The following is a 20,244-nucleotide window of genomic DNA, read 5'->3' as shown; positions in this document are numbered from 1 at the left end:
CCTAGTAGGTGAACAGCTGACCCACGTCCCGGAATTTCGGCAGCACCTTGTCCTTGTCCGACAGCACCGCCTCGCCCGGCGCGACAGGCCAGGGCAGGGCCAGGTCCGGGTCATCCCAGATTACGCCTGCCTCGCAGACTTTGCTGTAGTCGCCGGTCACTTTGTAGAAGACCTCGGTATCCGGAACGAGTGTGCAGAAGCCGTGCAGGAAGCCGCCAGGTATCCAGAGCTGCTGCCAATTTTCGGCCGATAGCTCCGCCGCGACATACTGGCCGAAGGTCGGCGAACCCAACCGGGCATCGACCGCGACGTCCCAGATGGCGCCGCGCACCACGCGGACGAGCTTGCCCTGGACATGCGGATCGATCTGGCAGTGCAGGCCTCGGATGACGCCCTTCTGCCGCGACAGGCTGTGATTGTCCTGCACGAAAGGCCCGTCGATATCGGCCTCGACGGAGAGCTTCTTCGCGTTGAACGTCTCCGAGAAGAAGCCGCGGCTATCGCCGAATTTGTCCGGCGTGATGAGCAAAACCTCGGGGATGGCGAGGGCTTCGACCTTCATACTCATGCTCCTCAGGCGTGGCCGTCGGCGAGTTCGGCCAGCAGGCGGCCAAGTTCCGTTTTGCCGAGCTGCTTGGCATGGACCCGCAGCTGGTCGGCATCGATGAAGCCCTTGCGGAAGGCGACCTCCTCGGGCGAACCCACCAGCATGCCCTGGCGGGACTGGATGGTCTGCACGAAGGTCGCGGCCTGCATCAGGCTGTCGGGCGTGCCGGCATCGAGCCAGGCGGCGCCGCGGCCGAGCCTTTCGACATGCAGCGTGCCCTCCTGCAGGTAGATCTGGTTGAGATCGGTGATTTCGAGCTCGCCGCGCGGCGAAGGCTTGATCGAGGCGGCGATGTCGGTGACCCGCTTGTCGTAGAAATAGAGCCCGGTGACCGCCCAGTTGGATTGCGGCATCGCCGGCTTCTCGACGATCTCCACCGCGCGGCCGTCTTCATCGAAGCTCACCACGCCGTAGCGCTCGGGGTCGCGCACCTGGCAGGCGAAGACCGTGGCGCCCTCGGGCCGGGAGGCCGCGGCGCGGAGCAGGACCGAGAGATGCTCGCCGTGGATGAGGTTGTCGCCGAGTGCCAGAGCGCAGGCCTCGCCGCCAAGCCAATCCCGGCCGATGAGGAAAGCCTGGGCGATGCCGTCCGGCGAGGGCTGTTCGGCGAAGGTGAATTTCACCCCGAGGCGTGAACCATCGCCCAGCAGGCGCTTGAACTGCGGCAGATCGGCCGGGGTAGAGATGATCAGAATGTCTCGGATGCCGGCCAGCAGCAGACTCGACAGCGGATAATAGACCATCGGCTTGTCGTAGACCGGCAGGAGCTGTTTCGATGCCGCGAGCGTAATCGGATGCAGCCGCGTCCCCGAGCCGCCCGCGAGCAGAATGCCTTTCATGAATCTCGTACTTTCAAAATGCGAGTGGGGGGTCAGGCGCCGGCGTAGCGGGCGAGGTTAGGCGGCGGTGCCGAGACGCTGGCCGCCGTAGCGGCCGCCCCGAATGCCTTCCCACCAGTCGCGATGGGAGAGATACCAATCGATCGTGCGGGCAAGGCCGCGCTCGAAATCATGCTCGGCCTTCCAGGAGATCGCCGCCTCGGTGACCGTGGGGTCGATCTCGTAGCGAAAATCATGGCCGGGCCGGTCGGTCACGAAACGGATGAGGCGCGAGCGGGGGCCTTCCGGATCGGGCAGCCGGCGGTCGAGTTCGGCGCAGATCGCATGCACGACCTCGAGGTTGCTGCGCGGCTGGCGGGCGCCGATGCAGTACGTCTCGCCCGGCACGCCCTGCTCCAGCACCTTGACCAGGGCGACGGCGTGATCCTCGACGAAGAGCCAGTCGCGCTGGTTCGAGCCATCGCCATAGACGGGGAGCGCCTTCCCCTCCAGCGCATTGAGCAGAACCAGCGGGATCAGCTTCTCCGGAAACTGCCAGATGCCGTAGTTGTTCGTCGTATTGGAGACGAAAGCCGGCAGCCCATAGGTGTGGAACCACGCTCGCACCAGATGGTCGGAGGCGGCCTTGGAGGAGGAATAGGGGCTGCGGGGGTCGTAGGCCGTGGTTTCCCTAAAGGGCGGGTCGTTCTCCTCCAGCGCGCCGAAAACCTCATCGGTCGAGACATGGTGGAAGCGGAAGCGGTCGCGGGTCTCTCCCGTGAGGCCGGCATAATAGGCGCGGGCAGCTTCCAGAAGCGTAAAGGTGCCCATGATATTGGTGCGCATGAAATCCGCCGGGCCATCGATCGAACGATCGACATGGCTCTCGGCCGCAAGATGCATCACGGCGTCGGGCTTATGCGTGTCGAAGATTTCCCGCATCGCGGCGGCGTCTGCGATATCGGCGCGGACGAGCGTATGGCGGTTGCTGGTGAGAGCCACCTCCAGCGCATCCTCGGAGGCGGCATAGGTCATGGCATCGACATTGATGACCGCGTGGTCGGTCTGGCGGATGATGTGGCGGATGACCGCCGAGCCTATGAAGCCGCAGCCGCCCGTTATCAGGAGACGCATCGTGTCGTAATCCATTCGGATAATGCGGCGGCAAACTGCCAGTCCGGGCCCGGTTGATCAACTCGAATGGTGGGCGGCAGCAGAGCAAGGACGAAAAGCCTCAATCCCGTGCGGCCAGCGGCTCTCACATACGTAGGAATCGCTTCTGTTGCGCTGCGGAATAGATCATTGTGACGGGAATGAAGACGCTTATCGGGATTTCCTGCTGCCAGAAACCTTTCGGCAAGTTCGAAATGCTCAACCATGCGGTTTCGGACACCTATGTCCGCGCGGTCGATGAGATCGTCGGTGGCATGGCGGTGCTGATCCCGGCGAATGGTGCCGAGTGCGACATCGCCTGCCTGCTGGCGCGGCTGGATGGTGTCATCCTGACCGGCAGTCCCTCCAACGTCGCACCTTGCCTCTATGGCGGCGAACCGCATCCGCCCGAGACGCCAGAGGATCGACGCCGCGATGCCGTGACGATGCCGCTGATCCGGCAGGCGATCGCAAGCGGCATGCCGCTGCTCGGGATTTGCCGTGGTTTTCAGGAAATGAACGTGGCGCTTGGCGGCAGTCTCCATCAGCGTTTGCAGGATCTGCCGGGCCGTATCGATCACTCGACGCCGATGCAGGCATCACCGCGTATCCGTCACGGCAAGGCGCATCCGATCAAGGTCGTCCCGGGGAGCTGGCTGCACCGGGTCGCGCAGGCCTCGGAAATCGCGGTGAATTCCTTGCATAACCAGGGGGTCGACCGTCTCGCTCCCGGCCTCGTGGTTGAAGGCGAGGCGCCGGACGGGACGATCGAAGCGGTGCGGCTGCGCGATGCGCCAGGCTTCGCGACCGGCATTCAATGGCATCCCGAATACGACTTCGACCGGGATCCGGTTTCTCGGCGCATCTTCGAATCATTCGGCGAAGCGGTGCGAGCCTATCGGGCAGGCAACCAAACCTTCGCCCAGGCGGCGGATTAGCGGTTTGCCCCCTCCCGAAGTGAGGGAGGGAAGCGCGTCAGCCCACGCAGATACGGCTAACCCCGCGCATTCGTCCGCATGCGTATCGGAGCGAGCCGCTGCCCCTCGCGTCCGATGAACAGGGCCACGTCGCCAACGTGTAGACGGGTGTCGAGCGGAGGTTGATCGACCGTGTCGCCGTCCTGCGATTTGAGGGCAACCACAATCATCGAGATCCCGGCGCGCTGCTCCGCCTCAGCCAAGGTCAGGCCGCGATAAGGACTCTCGGGCACCACGACCAGCCGGTGCAGGCTGAGGCCGAGATCGGCCAACACTTCCTCCGACTCCCGCCGCGCGCCCATGCCGCGGATCGGTGCCTGCACCGCGCCGGGCTCGCCGGCCAGGATCATCTGGGCGATGCGTTCGGCCCCAATCTGGGTCGGCATGACCACCCGGGTAGCGCCGGCCAGGCGCAGCTTGCTCTCAGTGGTTGCCGCCTCGCCCCGCGCGATGATCTCGATGGTCGGGCTCAGGCTGCGGGCCGTCAGCGCGATGAAGACGTTGACCGCATCGTCCGGCAGAACGGTGGCGAGGCAGCGGGCACGGTCGATCCCAGCCGTCAACAAAGCCGTCTCCTCGCTGGCGTCAGACTGGATGCAGAGGAATCCGGCATCGCGCGCCTCCGCGAATCGCCGGTCGCTGCGTTCCAGGATCACGAAGCGGGCGCCGTTGGTCGCGAGTTCTTGCGCCAGCATCAGGCCGATCCGCCCATAACCACAGATGATAATGTGGTTGGTCAGAGCGTCGATGTCGTTCTTCATGCGGCGGGTCCCGAAAAGCTGCTGGAACTGGGTAATCGTGATGAACTGGATCAGCGCGCCGGTCTGGAAAATCATGCCGGTACAGCCGAGCACGATGAGGAAGATCGTATCGGCGCGGAGGAACGGGGTGTTGACCGGCCGGATCTCGTCATAGCCCACGGTGAAGACCGTGATGACCACCATGTAGACGGCGTCCCACACGCTCCATCCAGCCACTATGTAGCCAGCCATGGCGATGCCGCTGACCGTTAGAACGAAAAGCGCGCCCAGAACCAGATTGCGCACGGATGAGCTTAGGAGGCGCTTCGTCCACGACCGTAGAGGCGCCGACCGCCGGTTTGTCTCGACTTGCTTGCCGGCCATGCGCCCCACGAATTGCTGCACCGCAGCGACTGTGGCGTTAGCGCGTGATCGGGTCCAACGAAATCCTCAAGGCATTTCAAGGCGTGTGGTGATGTCGGAGGCTGTAGTGCTGCTAACAGCAGCCCTCATGGCTCGGGGTCCAATGGATTCTCCGGCCAGTTGTGCCGGGGGTAGCGGCCGCGCATGTCGCGGCGGGCGTCGGCCCAGGCGCCACGCCAGAAGCCGGCGATGTCGGCGGTGATGGCAATCGGCCGGCCCGCCGGGGAGAGCAGTGCGAGGCGAAGCGGTATCCGGCCCTGCGCGAGCAACGGCGTCTCCGCCAAACCGTAGAAATGCTGAGCCCGCGCCGAGGCGAGGGGCACAGGCTCGGCATAGTCAATTGCCGCGCGGCCAGGGCCGAGCGCCAGATGCGACGGCAATTCGCGGTCGAGCCGCGCGCGCAGGCTCCAATCGAGGCGGCCGAGCAGCAAGGCGGCGAAGTCGAGCGAGGCGAGGTCACCGAGCCGCGTCAGCCCATGCAGATGAGGACCCAGCCAATCCGCCAGCGTCGCCGCCAGCGCCGTGTCGTCGCTTGCGGGCCACAACTCGGGTTCCAGGCCGTGCATCAGCCCAAGCCTCGCCTGAATTTGCCGGGCCGCATCGGTCCAGGGCAGCCGCGCGGGATCGCGGCGCACGGCTTCCAGCAGAGCAGCGGCAGCCTCGGCCGCGTCGGGCGGACCGCTGCGATCCTCCAGCACCAGGGCCCCGAGACGCCGCCGGCGTCGGGCAAGGATGCTGCCGGTTACGGGATCAAGTGTTGTCTCGACGGTTTCCGTCACCCGCCGCGCGAGCGCTGGCGGCAGGGCAGAAGGATCGAGCGGCGCGGCCATCCGGATGCGTGCGGAAGCCTTCATCTCCAGGCTCGCCACGGCAAGCAGAGAGGCGCGCGACAGCGGGTCATTCACCGGTAGCCGGGCGCCTCCGCCGCCTGACAGCCGGAAGGAACCGGGTTCGCCGCGCCGCTGCGCCAGGCGATCCGGAAAGGCGGCGGCGAGCAGCGGCGCCGGATCCCCGGCGGCGACGGCGTCCGCGCGGAGGCCGAGACGCCCGCGGTATTGTCGCGCGGCCTGGCGAATGCGGTGGAGCGTGCCGCGATCGGCCTCCGCGCCACCGGCGCCGGCCAAAGCCTCCAGCCGCAAAGTGACATCGGCCGGGGCCTCGATGCCGCGGATCGGGTCGCGCTCCTCCAGCAGCGCCGCGAGATCGGCGGCGAGGGCGCGGGCCTGAGGCGTTTCGGCCGCCAGCATCATCGCGGCGAGGCGGGGGTGGGCACCGAGAGCGCTCATCCGCCGACCGCTCGCGGTTATGGCACCGGTGTCGTCCAGCGCATCGAGTTCCGTGAGAAGAACGCGGGCGGCGGCGAGCGCGCCCGCTGGCGCCGGGTCCGGCAAGGGCAGGGCCTCGGGCGGCGTGCCCCAGGCGGCGCAGTTCAGGGTGAGGCCGGAGAGTTCCGCTTCGAGGATCTCCGGCTTGTCATAGGGGCGCAGGCCGCGCTGGGTCGCGGTGGTCCAGAGGCGGATCGCGAGACCCGGTGCTTGCCGCCCGGCGCGGCCGGCCCGCTGATCGGCGGCGGCACGGCTGACGCGCAGCGTCTCCAGCCGGGTGAGTCCGGTTCCGGCATCGAGACGCGGCGAGCGACGATAGCCGCCGTCAATGACGATGCGCACACCCGGCACGGTTAGCGAGGTCTCGGCGATGGAGGTGGCGAGCACTACGCGGCGGCGCTCACCGGGGCGGAGGGCGAGATCCTGCGTCGCGGGCGGCAGGTCGCCGTGAAGTGGCAGCACCGCCGCGTCGATGCCAGTGAGGGCTGCCTCTGTGCGGCGGATCTCGCCCATGCCGGGGAGGAAGGCGAGCAGGTCGCCGGGTGCCTCGGCCAGGGCCGCGCGGATCGCTCGCGCCATGGCCTCGGGCAGGTCCCGGAGATGCGGCAGGTCGCGTGGCTGGTGGCGGATTTCGACCGGATGAGCCTGCCCGGCGCTTTCGATGACTTCGGCGCTCATGAGGCTGGCGAGACGGGCGCCGTCCAGGGTTGCCGACATCGCGATGAGATGGAGGTCGGGCCTGAGCAGGCGCTGGGCATCCAGGCAAAAAGCCAGGGCGAGATCGGCTTCAAGCGAGCGTTCGTGGATCTCGTCGAGGATGACGACCGCGACGCCATCGAGCCCCGGATCGGCGAGCAGGCGGCGGACGAGGAGGCCGGTGGTCACGACTTCGACCCGGGTGGCGGCCGAGACCGCGCTGTCGATCCGGGTGCGGAAGCCGACGGTCTGGCCGACTGGCTCGCCGGTGAGGCTCGCCATTCGCGTGGCCGCGGCCCGGGCGGCGAGGCGGCGCGGTTCCAGCATGACGACGCGGCCCGCGGCGCCGATCGGGCTGCCGAGAAGGGCGAGCGGCACGGTCGTGGTCTTGCCGGCGCCGGGTGGCGCGACCAGCACGGCATTGGGTGTCCCCTCCAGCAAGGCGAGCAGGCGCGGCAGGGCTTCGACGACCGGCAGGTCGCGCGCCGCGAGCGGGAGAGATGTAAGGGTCATGGCGTTGCTGGTAGCAGGCTTCGCAGGCGCGTGTTGAGGAACGAAGGCGATCAGCTCGTTGGGTGGAAGCGCGGCATTGGCTTAATGTTAGTTTTCGTTAGTCAATTTTAACGAACGCTGCGGCACTTTGGGAGGCCGCCGTGCGGTAGAGCCGAACGTAGCGTGATGCCCGGCGACTTACGGAGAGCAGGACGTCATGGGCACATCGCTTGGTGGAGTCGGATCGCAGGGCACAGCTCAGGGCGCGACCGATCTGTCCTCCTCTCAGGTATTCCCCATGCCTGGCGTCAATGACGCCGTTACCGACATTCTCGGCTACGGAACGGGCTTGAAATTACTCACTCCAAAATCACAAGCCGGGTTTATGAAGGTTGCGCGAACTGCTTTCGAACATTGCGCAACGAACTTGCGGCCTGAAGCATGTTATGATCTTGGCACTGAAGGCCCGTTCTGGTTGCCGGGAATGTATTTGCGCGAACTCGATCAGTCGGCTGGATATATCGTGCAGTCTCCCAGGGACGCCGAACACCAGACGCAAAATGGTTTGCAGATTCGCCAAACACAGAGCGGCTATGCCGTCAGCTATGACGGCCGGCCGGTCGATTGGCAGTCCCCCTAGGCGAAGCCGGTCTATTCCGCGATGGACCGCCTCGCCCACATCTTGCAAAGCGATCCACAGCGCATGGTAGTGCCGTTACCGATCGCCAATTCGGCTCCAGCGCACGCCCTTCTCCCTAGCGATTTCGGGCAAGCGAAAACGCAGAGCCAGCGAAGCGAAGCCGAGGCTGGATCGACGGGCGGCAACTTACATGGAGAACGCGTGTCGTAGGCGAGGTGATTGGTGGAGCGCCCTTGGGCGGCGCAACGCCGCGCACAGTTTGCCGCGCACAGTTTATAGACCACCGTCTCTACACGGATTTTCGGCACAAAGTCTCGCTGAGCCGCCGACGGGCTACATTCTGGGTTACGGACCAAACTCGCGTTTGATTCTGCCGCATTCGCAGAGTTCATTCGAACTCTTCACGAGATTGGCTCTTCAAAGTTGTCAAAAACATTTGGTGAGGGGAGCATGTTACGATCTTGGCATGCTGTATAATTTCCCCTTGCCAAGCTTCTATTTGAGAGCACGGACGCACGGGGAATACTTCGTGCAGAGCTGGACCGATATCGAAAACCGCTCAGAGAAAGGCTTGCGGCTTTATGGGAAGCAAGGTCTCTATGCCGTGAGCTACGGAGGCCGTCCGCTCGATTGGCAATCGCCGGAGGCCAATCAGGTCAATACGGCGATGTTTTCCCTCGCCAAGGGGCTGGATTGGAGAAAACCGGAGATGACAGTCGCCTTGCCAATGACCGAATAGCCAATCCGCGACCTTCCTGCGCGCGACCGGGAAGGCGATGGCGAAAAAGCGCCGCAGCGCATAGACTCGGGTTCATGTATCGGCCCACCACGTTTCTGCCAGTCTTGGTCTTTGTCCTCGGTGCGCTCGGCGTCGCGCCGTCCCTCGCGGCGGAGAGTGCGGCCGCGGTCTCGGCAAGGGATCGTGTCAGCCTGGTCTCGGATGCTGACCAGGTATCCGCGGGCCAGGGCTTTCAGCTTGGTCTGCGATTCCAGCTTTCGCCGGGCTGGCATGTGTATTGGCAAAATCCCGGCGATGCGGGTCTGGCTCCGGCGATCTCGCTAAAGCTGCCGCCGGGGACAAAGGCCTCACCGTTGCGCTGGCCTGTGCCGACGCGGTTGGCGGAAGGGCCGGTGACGACTTACGGCTATGAGAAGGCGGTTCTGCTGCCCTTTGCGGTCACCCCGCCATCCTCCGCCACAGGATCGCTGCCGATCGATGCGAGCGTCAACTGGCTCGTCTGCCGGGACATCTGCGTGCCCGAAAGCGCGCGTTTCCGGCTCGATCTGCCGATCGGCGCGGCGACGACGCCCTCGCCTCAGGCGCCGCTTTTCGCGGCGGTGGAGCGGGACATCCCCAAGGCTTCGGATCTCCGTGCGTGGATCGCGCCGGATGGCACGCTCCGCCTGCGCGGCGCGGCTCTCGCAGGTAGCCGTATCGCCTCGGCCTATTTCTTTCCGGACACGCCCGGCCTCATCGACCATGGCGCACCGCAGCCGCTTGCCCAGCAGCCCGATGGTTTGAGCCTGACGCTCAAACCGGAGGCGGCGCTCGCGACGGCCAAGGAACTCGGGGGCGTTCTGACGCTTACGGATACTGACGGATCGACGCGTGGGTTAACGGTGATTGCCGCTCCTGGCACCCCTCCCGCCGTCTCCGCGCCTGTTGGCCAAGTGGGTGGGGCTACTGCCTCCGGTGCCTTAGCGGCAACTGGAACGGAGACTTCTGGTCTCTGGACGCTGCTGCTGGGCGCTTTGCTCGGCGGCCTGATCCTCAACCTGATGCCCTGCGTCTTTCCGATCCTCGCGATGAAGGCGGCGCATCTCGCGAAACTTAGCGGCGCGCGGAACGAGCGGCGGCGGGTGGTCGGCGAGGGGCTGGCCTATGGCGCCGGGGTGCTGCTCAGCTTCGCCGCCCTGGGTGGAGTCATGCTGACCTTGCGGGAGACCGGGCATCTTGTCGGCTGGGGCTTTCAGTTCCAGTCGCCGGTCTTCGTGGTGCTCATGGCTTGGCTACTTTTCGCGGTGGGGCTGAGCTTCTCCGGCGTTATCGCGCCGGGTGGACGCTGGGCGGGGTGGGGTCAGTCCTTCGCGGCACGGGGCGGCATCTTCGGCAGCCTCTGCACCGGCGTTCTGGCGGCGGTGGTGGCGACGCCCTGCACGGCGCCCTTCATGGGCGCGGCTATCGCGGCCGCGCTGTCGGGTCCGGCAGCGGCGGCCATGGCGATCTTCCTGGCGCTCGGCCTCGGTCTGGCACTGCCCTTCGTGGTCGTCAGCCTCGTGCCGGGGATCGGCCATCTGCTGCCAAAGCCGGGCGGGTGGATGGAGGTATTGCGCCAGGCGCTCGCCTTTCCGGTCTATGCGAGCGTGCTCTGGCTGGTTTGGGTCGCGAGCCGCGAGGGTGGCGATGACCTGTTGCTCGCGGCCGGGGGCGGGATGTTGCTTATCGCCTTCGCGGCCTGGGTCGCGCCGCTCGGCCGCCGGGTGGCGCCTGCTCTCGCGACCCTCGCGGTGATCGGGCTTCTGCCGGTGATGCTCGGGATGAGGTCCACGCCCTCCGAACGGCCGATGGCCTTGGCCAATGGCTCGGAGACCTTCTCGGGCGCCAAACTGGCAGCCTTGCGCGCGGCGGGACGGCCGGCTTTCGTGGACCTGACGGCTGCCTGGTGCGTGAGCTGCCTCGTGAATGAGCGCGTGGCGCTCGACCGCGCGGCGGTGCGGGACAGTTTCCGCCGCCAGGGAATCACCTATCTCGTCGGCGACTGGACGCGGGGCGATCCCGAGATCACCGCCTACCTCCGCGCGCATCGCCGCGACGGTGTGCCGCTCTATATTTTCTACCCCGCAGGTGGCGCGCCCGCCGTGGTGCTGCCGCAGATTCTAACGCCCCGCATAGTGCTGGATGCGATCGGCCAGAGAACCGGCTGAGGGGGCGGATTGGAGCGGGTAGCGGGAATCGAACCCGCACATTCAGCTTGGGAAGCTGACGGGCTACCACTACACCATACCCGCGCGGCGCCTCTCATATCCGCCCCGCGCGACGATTGCAAAGCTCTCGTTGACGGCACGGCCCGCGCCGCCTTATCCCTGGCGCCGGCATCGACATGCCCCTCGTGATTTGTCCGGCCGGATTGCGGCGAGGTTAAAGAAGCGCGCTAAAGAGGCCAGCTGCCCAGCGTTACGGGCCGCTGCATCCACGGCCGGGTTCTCGATCAGAGGCCCATGCGATGCCCGTCATCAAAAACCCCAAAGCACTCCGCCCCGCGACGCAGCTCGTCCATGGCGGCACCATGCGATCGCAGTATGGGGAGAATGCCGAAGCGCTCTTCCTGACCTCGGGCTTCGTCTACGACAATGCGGAGCAGGCGGAGGCCACCTTCAAGGGTGAGGTCGAGCACTACCAGTACACGCGCTTCGGCAATCCGACCGTGAACATGCTGGAGCAGCGGCTAGCCTTGCTCGAAGGCGCCGAAGCCTGCATCGCAACGGCGACAGGCATGGCGGCGGTTTCATCCTCGATGCTTTGCCACTTGAAGACGGGCGACCGGGTCGTGGCGGCGCGCGCGCTGTTCGGCTCCTGTCACTGGATCGTCTCCACCCTGCTGCCGCGCTACGGGATCGAAACCGTTTTCGTCGATGGTGCCGATCTGGCGCAGTGGCGAGAGGCTTTGGCGACGCCGACGCAGCTTGTCCTGCTGGAAACGCCCTCCAACCCGATGCTGGAGATCGTCGATCTTCCCGCAGTAGCGAAGCTATCGCATGCGGCGGGTGCGATTGTTGTCGTCGATAATGTTTTCGCGACGCCTTTGCATCAGCATCCGCTGGAGATGGGCGCGGATGTGGTGGTGTATTCCTGCACCAAGCATATCGACGGGCAGGGGCGGGTGCTTGGCGGCGCCGTTCTCGGCCGCAAGCAATGGATCGAGGAGGTGCTGCAGCCCTTTACCCGCAACACCGGCCCGGCCTTGTCGCCCTTCAATGCCTGGCTGCTGCTCAAGGGGCTGGAAACGCTGAGCCTTCGCGTCGATGCGGCCAGCCGCTCGGCCGAAGCACTGGCGCATTTCCTGGAGACCCGCTCTGAGGTTTCCAAAGTCTGGTACCCGACGCTGGCCAGCCATCCGCAGCGTGAGCTTGCGATGCGCCAGATGTCATCCGGTGGCACGCTGGTGACCTTCGAACTCTCAGGCGGCAAAGCCGAGGCGTTCCGATTTCTCAACGCTTTGAGCCTCATCGCAATCTCCAACAATCTAGGCGATTCGAAATCGCTCATCACGCATCCGGCGACGACCACGCATATGCGACTCGCCGTGGAGGAACGCGCGAGGCTGGGCATCACCGAGGGTGCGCTGCGTCTGTCGGTGGGACTCGAGGATGTCGCCGACCTGACTGAGGATCTTTCGCAAGCCCTGGACGCGCTGAAACGCTAGACTCGTTGACGCAACCTGCGATTGGAGCCGCGCATTGCCTCAGTGTTGAGACGACTGAGACGATCGCGCGGGGAGTAAATTCGACGTTGCGGATGGGCGAAGGGAAGACTGATTGTAGGTGCGCAGGGGCCAAGGTAAAGCTTTGCGATAGGCGTCGGCGCATTCCCCGGGCGTCTTAGCGCATAAACGGGACAGGCGGAATCGATGGCTGACGACTACACGGAAACAACCCGCGATATCTGCGTTCGGGTACGATCCTTCTATCTTGAGGATCAGTCTCAACCGGACGAAGGACGCTATGTCTGGGCGTATCGCGTCCGTGTCGAGAATCGCGGCAGTCAGGTCGTGCAGCTCATGCGCCGAACCTGGCGCATCACCAATGCGCTTGGCCGCGTGCAGCATGTTCATGGCGAAGGCGTGGTTGGCGAACAGCCGACGCTCGAGCCGGGCGAATCCTTCGAGTACACATCAGGAACGCCGCTCGACACGCCGAGCGGCTTCATGGTGGGCGACTACCACATGGTTTTACCGTCGTCCGGCGAATCTTTCGACGTGAGGATCCCGGCCTTCAGCCTCGACAGCCCCCACCAGAACACGCGCCTTCATTGAAGGCGCGTGTTGGCGCGCGCGAGGACGCCGCGTCAGGAACGCGGCACGGCGATTAGGTGGCTCGGGTATCGGGCGCGGCGGAAAGTGAGCGCCGCTTCGGCCCGAACCTCTTCGAGCTGATCGAAATGCTGTCCGTCGAGCGGTTTGAGGCGCGCATCGACGCCGACGAACCGGTAGCCTTCGCCAATGCCGTAGCTTGCGGCCGTTCCGAGGAACACGCCGTCGACCTCAATGATGTAGGACTGCCTCATCCTGTCGTCTCCCGCGCCGCATGGAATGCGGCGATTGCCTTGGCACTACATCGCCCGAGCCGGACCATAATGTCCTCAGAGCGTGGGTGCTCAAAATTTTTTGTGATCAATTAGATACGCGGCGTTTTTATTATATTTTATTGAAACTTGCCATAGCCACTCCGACCGTCGCATTCGCTTCCGGTTCAGCAATGATCTAGCCACTCTGGCGCTCAAGGGCAATGGGGGTGCCCCCGAGTTCACCGCAGTGTCATCCTCCTGCACCTTTCGTCTTAGCCGCGCAATTGGACCTTCGGATGCTCCTCAAACGTAGCTTCACGATCGCTGGCCACCGCACCAGCATCGCGCTGGAGGCCGAGTTCTGGGCCGTGCTGAACAGCTTCGCCATGCGTGACGGGCAAAGCTTGGCCTCGCTGGTGGCGGAGGTTGATGCGACGCGGGACCCGCGGCGCCCGCTGGCCTCGGCCTTGCGTCTATATGCGCTGGCTGCTGGCGGTCATCCGGCGGCCCGCTGAAGCACTGCGCGTTTCGGCGCGTCGAGTGGCCCTTGCAGGAGCAGGTCGAATGGCGCCGGAGGCGAGGCTGTTCCGTGAGGAGTTACCGTCACGCGCAGATCGCAGGCACCGCGAACGAGGTCGGCGGTGCCGGTGGCCGAAAGCGTGCCGGCCGGGCCTTCTGCTTTCAGGTTTCCGAGCCGCAACTCACCTTGTGAGACGGATGCCATGGCGTGAAGCGAAGTGAAGACGGTGTGGCCGCTCGAAAGGCCAGCCGCGGCGGGGCCGGTCGCGACATTGTTGCCGAGTTTGCCTAGGTCGATGCCAGAGAGCGTCGCCTCCCCGCTGCCAAAGGAGGCAGTGCCGTTCAGGCTGGAGAGCCACGCACCCAGACTGTAGCCCCGCGCCGTGCCGGAGAACTGCGCATCGACATTGCTCGCCGTGAGGATCGGCAGGGGCTCGATCGGCGTCGCCAGCTTGCTGTCCGCGAGGGTGAGTTTCACGGAAACGGCGGGCGGCACCCGTGCTTCCAGCCGGATCACCCCTGCCAAAGTGCCATCCAGCGCCGACGCGCGATGCAGTGTGACAAGGAGCGAGTCGTCGGCGATATCGGCATCCGCCACGACGTTCGTCGCAAGCGGCGTCAGCGCATCCACCACGCGATCAATAGTGAGGTGCAGCCGCGCCTGCCAGCCTCGCAGAAGCTCGGTCGGAATCGGCTCGTCCGGGTCGGGGTGCGGCCAAGGAAAGGTGTCTATCGCGAAGACGCCTGTGATGCCGCGCTCGTCCGGGGCATTGCTGTCCGCATCGCCGATCTGGCCGCTGCCATGCACCAGGCCGAGGCTGAAGGCGAGCGGCGCCAGCTTCCAGCTCGCGCCATTGACCGTCGCCTCGGCCACCATCGACAGCGAGCCTTCGCCGAGCCAGGTGGTGCCCGAGCCAAAGCCGAGGTCACGCAAGAAGCGGTCGGCATTGGGATGGCGCAGCGTGACGTTGCCGTGGCCGCTCATATGCGCCAGATCGATGATGGGCTGCGCCGAGAGCGCCAGATCCCCGACGCTCGCATTGACCGTGAGTGCTAGGCGGTTGGGCGCTCCGTTGGCGACCACGCTCGCGAGAAGCGGCGCGGACCAGAATCCGGCGGCACCGCGCAGGCGGGGCGGCACAAACGCCGATAGTCGATCCGCTGGCTGGGCGGAGACGATCAGCCGCACGCCGTCCATTTTGCCGCTCGAATCCATCGCGCCAGAACCGACGAACTGCACTCCCGCGATCCGGCCGCCCAGCTGGCGCAGCACGAGCTTGCCACCTGCAACCGAAAGATCGACCAGCGCGTGGTCAATCGCGGTGTCGCCGAGCCAAGCCTGCCGCGCGGAGAGGCGGAGGTCGGCGGTGACGCCGGTGATCGCATGGGCCAAGGTTTCCGGCTTCGGCGGAGCGTCCCACCAGGCCTGCGGTAGCCAAAGGCCGAGGTCCAGCTTGCCGAAATCGAGCGCTCCCGCCACCGAGGGATGGGTGCCATTTAGGATCGACAAGCCGCCCGTCACGAGGGTGTCGTTCATCCGCCCGGTGATCGAGGTCGCGACCATCTGCCCGCTCGACAGGCGCAAATCGCCCGCCACATCCAGGCTGTCGAGTGCCGTCGCGATGGCGCCGGTTTCGGGCAGGAGCTGCGCCTGGGTCAGCCAATGTAGCGTCGCGGCGGGCGAGGGTGCGGTGACTTGCGCCTTGCCGAGAAAAACCGCGGTGGCCGGATCGTAGTATCCGGCGAGGTTGACGAGGCTTTCGCCGGGCAGGCTCGCTGTCGCGTTGTCGATCCGCAACCGGCCGCCCGTGGTCTCGAAATGTAGAGCGACGCGGCGCAGCAATCCGCCGCCATAGGTCGCCGCGTCGGCGGTGAAATCGACCTTGAGCGGTAGGGGCGGTGCCGGATTCTTCTGTACGGCGAGTGCCCAGGGCTCGATGTCGATCAGCGGTACGTGAAGCCGCAGTTCGATGGGGGTGGCCGAGCCGCCGGCGCCGCGGAGACGGCGGGGCAGCGCGAACCGCAGGGCGCCGGTGGCCGCCGTGGTACCGAGCACGAGCGCGAGATCGTCGACCCGAAGTCCCTCGCGATCCGCTCTCAGCGTGCCGGCAGCCTCGAAAGGCTGTTGCGGCGTCGGCAGGAGGTCCGCGAGGTCATCGCCATGGGCCGTGAGGCGGCCGGCGATCTTGCTGTCGCCGCGCATGGCACCGGTGAAGACAAAGCTGGTGGCCGGGCCGTTGATACTGTCCGCGCCAATCGCGAGCGGCGCGCTGCCATCGCTCATCGGCCAGGATAGCGCGAGCGATAGGTTCCACGGCCGGCCGGCAAGCGTCGCACGGCCATCAACCTGCAGCGCGGCCGAAGGACCCCCGGTAGCGACGGTGAAGGAGGCATCCTCGATCTGCAGCGGTCCGACCAGGATTCGGCCATGGCTGACCTCAGCGGAAAGCGATGCGAGCCAAGGCGGCGGCTCGAGTGAGAGCGGGCCGCGCGGCAGCGGCCAGGGCAGGCGGATGTCGGGCCGGTCCAGTGCGACATGAGTGACATCGAGCCGGCCGGTCAGCAGGGCGCCCAGCGATAGGCTCATCGTCAGGTCATGGGCGGACATGCGGGTGCCGTCGCCGTTGTCCCGCACTTCGACTTGTTCGGCGGTGACCGAAGGCTGCGGGAGCAGGCTGACGCGGATCGGGCCGCTGATGCGGACATCGCGGCCGACGAAGCCGCTGGCCGCCGCCTCGATCGCGGCGCGGTGCAATTGCCAGTCGAAGAGCGGCGGGAGCAGCCAGAGGATGGCGAGAGACACAACGAGGGTCGCCGCGAGCAACGGCACCAGCCGTGGGCGGAATGCCTGCCGGCGGCGCTTCGCGGGCGCCTTCATGCCGGATCCGCTCAAGGGGGCGTCTCTGAAACCGCGCCGAAACCGCCGCCACCCGGCGTCGCGATTCCGAGGATATCGCCGGGCCGCAACTCGATCCGGTCGCGGCCGGCGAGTGGCAGATTCTGGCCACCGCGCTCAACCCACTGGTCACCGGTAGCACCCGGATTGCCGCCCGCGAGACCGAAGGGGCCTTCGTGCCGGCGGGAAGCCACGATCACAGCGGTCATCGGTTCGAGGAAACGCAGGCGCCGTACCACGCCATCACCGCCGCGCCATGCGCCGTCGCCACCCGATCCTGGGCGGAGGGAGAAGCTCTCCAGGCGCACGGGGAAGCGCAGTTCCAGCACCTCGGGGTCGGTCATTCGCGTATTCGTCATGTGGGTCTGCACAGCGCTGCTTCCATCGAAGCCCGGTCCTGCGCCGGAGCCGCCGCAGATCGTCTCGTAATACTGGCGGCGCGCATCTCCGAATAGGAGGTTGTTCATAGTGCCTTGTGCGGAGGCACAGGCGCCAATCGCGCCCAAAAGAACATTGGCCACCGCCTGGCTGACCTCGGTATTGCCGGCCACCACCGCCGCACCAGGCCTCGGCGCCAGGAAGCTGCCCGTCGGGATGAGGATGTCGAGCGGCTCAAGGCAGCCATCGTTGAGCGGGATCTCCTCCGCCACCAGGCAGCGGAAGACATAAAGGACAACGGCGCGGGTGACGGCCGGCGGGGCGTTGAAGTTCCCGGGGCTCTGGGTGCCGGTGCCGGTGAAGTCGATGGTGGCGCGTCGGGCAGCGCGATCGACGCGGACAGCGACGCGCAGAGGCGCACCGTCCTCCATGGTGAGCGCAAAGTCGCCGTCGTCGAGGCGGTCGATCACCCAGCGAACTGCTTCCGCGGCATTGGCGCGAATGTGCGCCATGTAGGCGGTGACAGTCGCCCAGCCCCATTCGGCGATGACCCGCGCCATTTCGGCGGCCCCCGCATGATTGGCCGCGATCTGTGCCGCGATATCGGCGAGGTTCACATCCGGACTGCGGGCGGGATGGGGGTTGTTAGTGAGCAACGCGCGAAATTCCTCCTCCCGCATCGCGCCACCGGAGACGATGAGGAAATCGTCGATGACGACACCCTCCTCGGCCAGGGTAGTGGAATCCGAGGGCGTCGAGCCCGGCGTGGTGCCGCCGACATCGGCATGGTGGCCACGATTGGCGAGGAAATAGCGGATCGTCTGTCCCGCCTCGTCGAAGACGGGCGTGATGACAGTGATATCCGGCAGATGCGTGCCCCCGGCATAGGGGTCGTTAAGGGCCACGACATCGCCCGGCCGGAATGTGGCGCCGCGCCGCGCAATGATGTGCCGCACGCTTTCGCCCATGGCGCCGAGATGCACGGGGACATGCGGCGCGTTCGCGATCAGCCGGCCCTCGGCGTCGAATAGAGCGCAACTGAAGTCGAGCCGCTCCTTGATGTTGACGCTTAGCGCGGACTGACGGAGCACGATGCCGGCATGCTCCGCGACCCCCATGAAAAGGTTGTTGACGAGTTCGAGGAGCACGGGGTCAGCGGTCTGCCGTTCCATCTGGGCGGGCGCCAGCCTGGGCGTCTCCGATTCGTCCCGTTCCAGGACAAGGTGGCCGTGGCCGGTAACCCTGACGCGCCATCCAGGCTCGACCATGGTTGTCGCGGTGTCGTCGAGGATGAGGGCGGGGCCGGATAGCAGGTCACCGCGCCTCAGAGCGTCGCGCGCGAAAACCGGCGTGTCGTGCGACGCACCCTGGGTGAAGACGGTGACGCGATCACTCGGCTCCGGAACCTCGCCCGCGGCGCGCGCGGGCCATGGGGCTTCTTCGATCGTGGGAGCGGGTGCGGTTGCTTCCACTGTGAGGCTCTCGACAACGAGCTGGCGGGGCGGGGCGGGGAAGGCGAAGCGCGCCTGATGCTCCGCCGCAAAGCTCGCGCGCATCGTGTCTGCATCAGCGAAGGGCACACGAAGCGGCGCGTCTGTGCCGTCCAGTCGCAGTTCAGCGGTGGCGGTCGCCGTGATGGCTTCGGCCGCAAGTCCCTGGGCCGTAAGCGCTCCTCGCGCGGTCTCCTCCAGGCTGCGCCGCAAAGCCTGGGCCGCCGCTAAACCGGCCTCGTCGAGGTGCCGCTCAACTGCCTGGGTCCGGATCGCAGAGGGTTGGGCGAGGCCGATGCCGTAGGCGGAGAGAACGCCAGCCTGGCGATGAATGAAGATGCGGCACATGCCGAGCGCCTCGGCGACCAGGCAGGCGTGCTGACCGCCAGCGCCACCAAAGCAGGCGAGGGTGAAAGCGGCGACGTCCCGACCTCGTCGCGTGGAGATCTCGCGGATGGCGCGAGCCATATGCGCGACAGCGATGCGGATATAGCCCTCCGCGACCGTATGGGCGTCTTGGGCGCCGCCGGTGGCTTTGCCGACGCGGGTCGCGAGGTCGGCGAAGGCTTGTTTTGTGGCTGCCGCGTCTAGCGGAAGATCGCCGTTGGGGCCGAAAATCACTGGAAAATAGGCGGGCTGGATTTTGCCGAGCAACACATTGGCATCGGTGACGGTCAGCGGTCCGCCGCCCCGGTAGCAGAGCGGTCCCGGATCCGCGGCGGCCGAGTTCGGTCCCACCGTCATGCGCGCCCCGTCGAAGCCGAGGATCGAGCCGCCGCCCGCCGCGACCGTGTGGATCGCCATCATCGGGACCTGTAGCCGGACACCAGCAACCTCGGTCTCCGTCGCCCGCTCGAAGGTGCCCGCATAGAGCGCGACATCGGTCGATGTGCCGCCCATATCGAAGCCGATGACACGGTCGAAGCCCGCCGCCTCTGCCGTGCGCGCGGCGCCGACTATTCCGCCTGCGGGGCCGGAAAGGATCGCGTCCTTGCCCGCAAAACTCCGGGCCTCGGCAAGGCCGCCATGGGATTGCATGAAGAACAGCGGCACCCCCGGCAGCGCTGCCGCCACCCGGTCGACGTATTGTCGGAGCACTGGCGAGAGGTAGGCGTCGGCCACCGCCGTCTCGCCGCGCGGGACGATGCGGAGCAATGCGCCGACCCCGTGGCTCGTCGAGATCTGGGTGAAGCCGGTTGCAGCAGCGAGCCGCGCGACGGCCGCTTCCTGTGCAGGATGCGCCCAGGCATGCATCAAGACAATCGCGACGGCGGTCAGCCCGCGCGCCCGGGCAGCCCCCAGTCCCGCGGCAACCATGGCTTCATCGAGCGGTGCGATCTCTCGACCACTGGCGTCGAGGCGCCTGGAAATCTCCAGCACCTCCGCGTGCAACGGCGGAGATCGCCGAATATCGAGGTCGAAAAGGCGAGCGCGCGCCTGGTTGCCGATGCGCAACAGATCGCCCAGGCCAACATTGGTGACCAGCAGGACCGGCTCGCCCCTGCGTTGCAAAAGCGCGTTGGTGGCGACCGTGGTGCCCATGCGGACCTCCGCGACCCGATCCGCCGGGATCGCGTCTTGCGCGCCGAGGCCGAGCACCTGACGGATGCCCGCGAGCGCGGCATCGTGATAGCGGCCGGGATTCTCGCTCAACAGCTTGACTGCGGAGATGTGCCCGGCGGCATCACGCGCGACGATGTCGGTGAAGGTGCCGCCGCGGTCGATCCAGAACCTCCAGCCGGTCATCCACACTCCAAATGCGGTGGTGGCATCGTCTCGCCGCGCTGCCGCGCCCGTGTTAGACCCG

The 20,244-nt window shown here is 66.3% G+C and carries 15 protein-coding genes, 1 tRNA gene and 1 riboswitch; of the genes, 7 read left to right on the top strand and 9 right to left on the bottom strand.

Annotated features, from left to right (window positions below):
- Position 1: 1 nt before the first annotated feature.
- Genes rfbC through rfbB form a run of 3 tightly spaced genes read right to left on the bottom strand, consistent with a single transcriptional unit; the run spans position 2 to position 2,559 of the window.
- Entirely contained in the window at positions 2-562 is a 561-nt protein-coding gene (rfbC, locus tag GSQ83_RS01855) for a dTDP-4-dehydrorhamnose 3,5-epimerase (RefSeq protein ID WP_158801013.1), read from the bottom strand.
- An 11-nt stretch (positions 563-573) separates the two neighbouring features.
- Positions 574-1,446, bottom strand: coding sequence for a glucose-1-phosphate thymidylyltransferase RfbA (gene rfbA / locus GSQ83_RS01850; RefSeq protein WP_158801012.1), 873 nt, complete (start codon positions 1,444-1,446; stop codon positions 574-576).
- Between the two features lie 57 nt (positions 1,447-1,503).
- On the bottom strand, positions 1,504-2,559 hold the full coding sequence (rfbB, locus tag GSQ83_RS01845) for a dTDP-glucose 4,6-dehydratase (protein WP_158801011.1): 1,056 nt from the start codon (positions 2,557-2,559) through the stop codon (positions 1,504-1,506).
- A gap of 179 nt (positions 2,560-2,738) precedes the next feature.
- Here rfbB and GSQ83_RS01840 point away from each other — a divergent pair, with 179 nt between their 5' ends.
- Positions 2,739-3,515, top strand: coding sequence for a gamma-glutamyl-gamma-aminobutyrate hydrolase family protein (locus GSQ83_RS01840; RefSeq protein ID WP_158801010.1), 777 nt, complete (start codon positions 2,739-2,741; stop codon positions 3,513-3,515).
- Positions 3,516-3,571: 56 nt separating this feature from the next.
- Here GSQ83_RS01840 and GSQ83_RS01835 read toward each other — a convergent pair whose 3' ends face one another.
- Both GSQ83_RS01835 and hrpB read right to left on the bottom strand, forming a co-directional pair.
- Positions 3,572-4,600 carry a TrkA family potassium uptake protein gene (locus tag GSQ83_RS01835; RefSeq protein ID WP_158801009.1) on the bottom strand — a complete coding sequence of 343 codons (1,029 nt, stop codon included), beginning with the start codon at positions 4,598-4,600 and terminating at the stop codon, positions 3,572-3,574.
- 203 nt (positions 4,601-4,803) lie between these two features.
- Positions 4,804-7,251, bottom strand: a complete 2,448-nt coding sequence (gene hrpB, locus GSQ83_RS01830; RefSeq protein ID WP_158801008.1) for an ATP-dependent helicase HrpB — start codon at positions 7,249-7,251, stop codon at positions 4,804-4,806.
- 196 nt (positions 7,252-7,447) lie between these two features.
- Here hrpB and GSQ83_RS01825 point away from each other — a divergent pair, with 196 nt between their 5' ends.
- The 3 genes from GSQ83_RS01825 (at position 7,448) to GSQ83_RS01815 (ending at position 10,795) form a co-directional block, all read left to right on the top strand.
- A complete protein-coding gene (locus tag GSQ83_RS01825; protein ID WP_158801007.1) occupies positions 7,448-7,870 on the top strand; it encodes a hypothetical protein in 423 nt (140 codons plus the stop codon).
- Between the two features lie 466 nt (positions 7,871-8,336).
- Positions 8,337-8,609: a hypothetical protein gene (locus GSQ83_RS01820; RefSeq protein WP_158801006.1), complete on the top strand. Its 273-nt coding sequence runs from the start codon at positions 8,337-8,339 to the stop codon at positions 8,607-8,609.
- Between the two features lie 74 nt (positions 8,610-8,683).
- Positions 8,684-10,795: a protein-disulfide reductase DsbD domain-containing protein gene (locus GSQ83_RS01815; protein ID WP_158801005.1), complete on the top strand. Its 2,112-nt coding sequence runs from the start codon at positions 8,684-8,686 to the stop codon at positions 10,793-10,795.
- A gap of 10 nt (positions 10,796-10,805) precedes the next feature.
- On the opposite strand, the gene GSQ83_RS01810 is transcribed toward GSQ83_RS01815, so the two are convergent.
- Positions 10,806-10,879: transfer RNA gene (locus GSQ83_RS01810), tRNA-Gly, on the bottom strand.
- 88 nt (positions 10,880-10,967) lie between these two features.
- Positions 10,968-11,047, top strand: a riboswitch (SAM riboswitch).
- A gap of 47 nt (positions 11,048-11,094) precedes the next feature.
- On the opposite strand from GSQ83_RS01810, the gene metZ reads away from it, so the two are divergent.
- Positions 11,095-12,294 (top strand): O-succinylhomoserine sulfhydrylase, encoded by a 1,200-nt coding sequence (gene metZ, locus GSQ83_RS01805; protein ID WP_158801004.1) that lies wholly within the window; start codon positions 11,095-11,097, stop codon positions 12,292-12,294.
- Positions 12,295-12,498: 204 nt separating this feature from the next.
- Positions 12,499-12,903 carry a Co2+/Mg2+ efflux protein ApaG gene (apaG, locus tag GSQ83_RS01800; RefSeq protein WP_158801003.1) on the top strand — a complete coding sequence of 135 codons (405 nt, stop codon included), beginning with the start codon at positions 12,499-12,501 and terminating at the stop codon, positions 12,901-12,903.
- A 32-nt stretch (positions 12,904-12,935) separates the two neighbouring features.
- Here the strand turns inward: apaG and GSQ83_RS01795 are convergent, their stop codons facing one another.
- Positions 12,936-13,154, bottom strand: a complete 219-nt coding sequence (locus GSQ83_RS01795; RefSeq protein ID WP_158801002.1) for a hypothetical protein — start codon at positions 13,152-13,154, stop codon at positions 12,936-12,938.
- A gap of 296 nt (positions 13,155-13,450) precedes the next feature.
- Between GSQ83_RS01795 and GSQ83_RS01785 the strand changes: the two genes are divergently transcribed.
- The gene (locus GSQ83_RS01785; protein WP_158801000.1) at positions 13,451-13,669 is read left to right on the top strand and encodes a ribbon-helix-helix domain-containing protein; all 219 of its coding nucleotides are present in this window, start codon (positions 13,451-13,453) and stop codon (positions 13,667-13,669) included.
- Here GSQ83_RS01785 and GSQ83_RS01780 read toward each other — a convergent pair.
- On the bottom strand, positions 13,651-16,551 hold the full coding sequence (locus GSQ83_RS01780; RefSeq protein ID WP_158800999.1) for an AsmA-like C-terminal region-containing protein: 2,901 nt from the start codon (positions 16,549-16,551) through the stop codon (positions 13,651-13,653). The genes GSQ83_RS01785 and GSQ83_RS01780 overlap by 19 nt on opposite strands.
- Positions 16,552-16,562: 11 nt before the next feature.
- Positions 16,563-20,183, bottom strand: a complete 3,621-nt coding sequence (locus GSQ83_RS01775) for a hydantoinase B/oxoprolinase family protein (protein WP_158800998.1) — start codon at positions 20,181-20,183, stop codon at positions 16,563-16,565.
- Positions 20,184-20,244 lie beyond the last annotated feature (61 nt).

This window comes from Acidisoma sp. L85 (assembly GCF_009765865.1).
Taxonomy (GTDB): Bacteria; Pseudomonadota; Alphaproteobacteria; order Acetobacterales; family Acetobacteraceae; genus Acidisoma.
This window is presented reverse-complemented; position numbering and strand designations above follow the sequence as displayed.

Excerpts from the sequence above, each read along its gene's own strand:
- rfbC (WP_158801013.1), bottom strand. The coding sequence starts at position 562 with ATGAAGGTCGAAGCCCTCGCCATCCCCGAGGTTTTGCTCATCACGCCG.
- rfbA (WP_158801012.1), bottom strand. The coding sequence starts at position 1,446 with ATGAAAGGCATTCTGCTCGCGGGCGGCTCGGGGACGCGGCTGCATCCG.
- rfbB (WP_158801011.1), bottom strand. The coding sequence starts at position 2,559 with ATGCGTCTCCTGATAACGGGCGGCTGCGGCTTCATAGGCTCGGCGGTC.
- GSQ83_RS01840 (WP_158801010.1), top strand. The coding sequence starts at position 2,739 with ATGAAGACGCTTATCGGGATTTCCTGCTGCCAGAAACCTTTCGGCAAG.
- hrpB (WP_158801008.1), bottom strand. The coding sequence starts at position 7,251 with ATGACCCTTACATCTCTCCCGCTCGCGGCGCGCGACCTGCCGGTCGTC.
- GSQ83_RS01825 (WP_158801007.1), top strand. The coding sequence starts at position 7,448 with ATGGGCACATCGCTTGGTGGAGTCGGATCGCAGGGCACAGCTCAGGGC.
- GSQ83_RS01820 (WP_158801006.1), top strand. The coding sequence starts at position 8,337 with ATGCTGTATAATTTCCCCTTGCCAAGCTTCTATTTGAGAGCACGGACG.
- GSQ83_RS01815 (WP_158801005.1), top strand. The coding sequence starts at position 8,684 with ATGTATCGGCCCACCACGTTTCTGCCAGTCTTGGTCTTTGTCCTCGGT.
- metZ (WP_158801004.1), top strand. The coding sequence starts at position 11,095 with ATGCCCGTCATCAAAAACCCCAAAGCACTCCGCCCCGCGACGCAGCTC.
- apaG (WP_158801003.1), top strand. The coding sequence starts at position 12,499 with ATGGCTGACGACTACACGGAAACAACCCGCGATATCTGCGTTCGGGTA.
- GSQ83_RS01795 (WP_158801002.1), bottom strand. The coding sequence starts at position 13,154 with ATGAGGCAGTCCTACATCATTGAGGTCGACGGCGTGTTCCTCGGAACG.
- GSQ83_RS01785 (WP_158801000.1), top strand. The coding sequence starts at position 13,451 with ATGCTCCTCAAACGTAGCTTCACGATCGCTGGCCACCGCACCAGCATC.
- GSQ83_RS01780 (WP_158800999.1), bottom strand. The coding sequence starts at position 16,551 with ATGAAGGCGCCCGCGAAGCGCCGCCGGCAGGCATTCCGCCCACGGCTG.
- GSQ83_RS01775 (WP_158800998.1), bottom strand. The coding sequence starts at position 20,183 with ATGACCGGCTGGAGGTTCTGGATCGACCGCGGCGGCACCTTCACCGAC.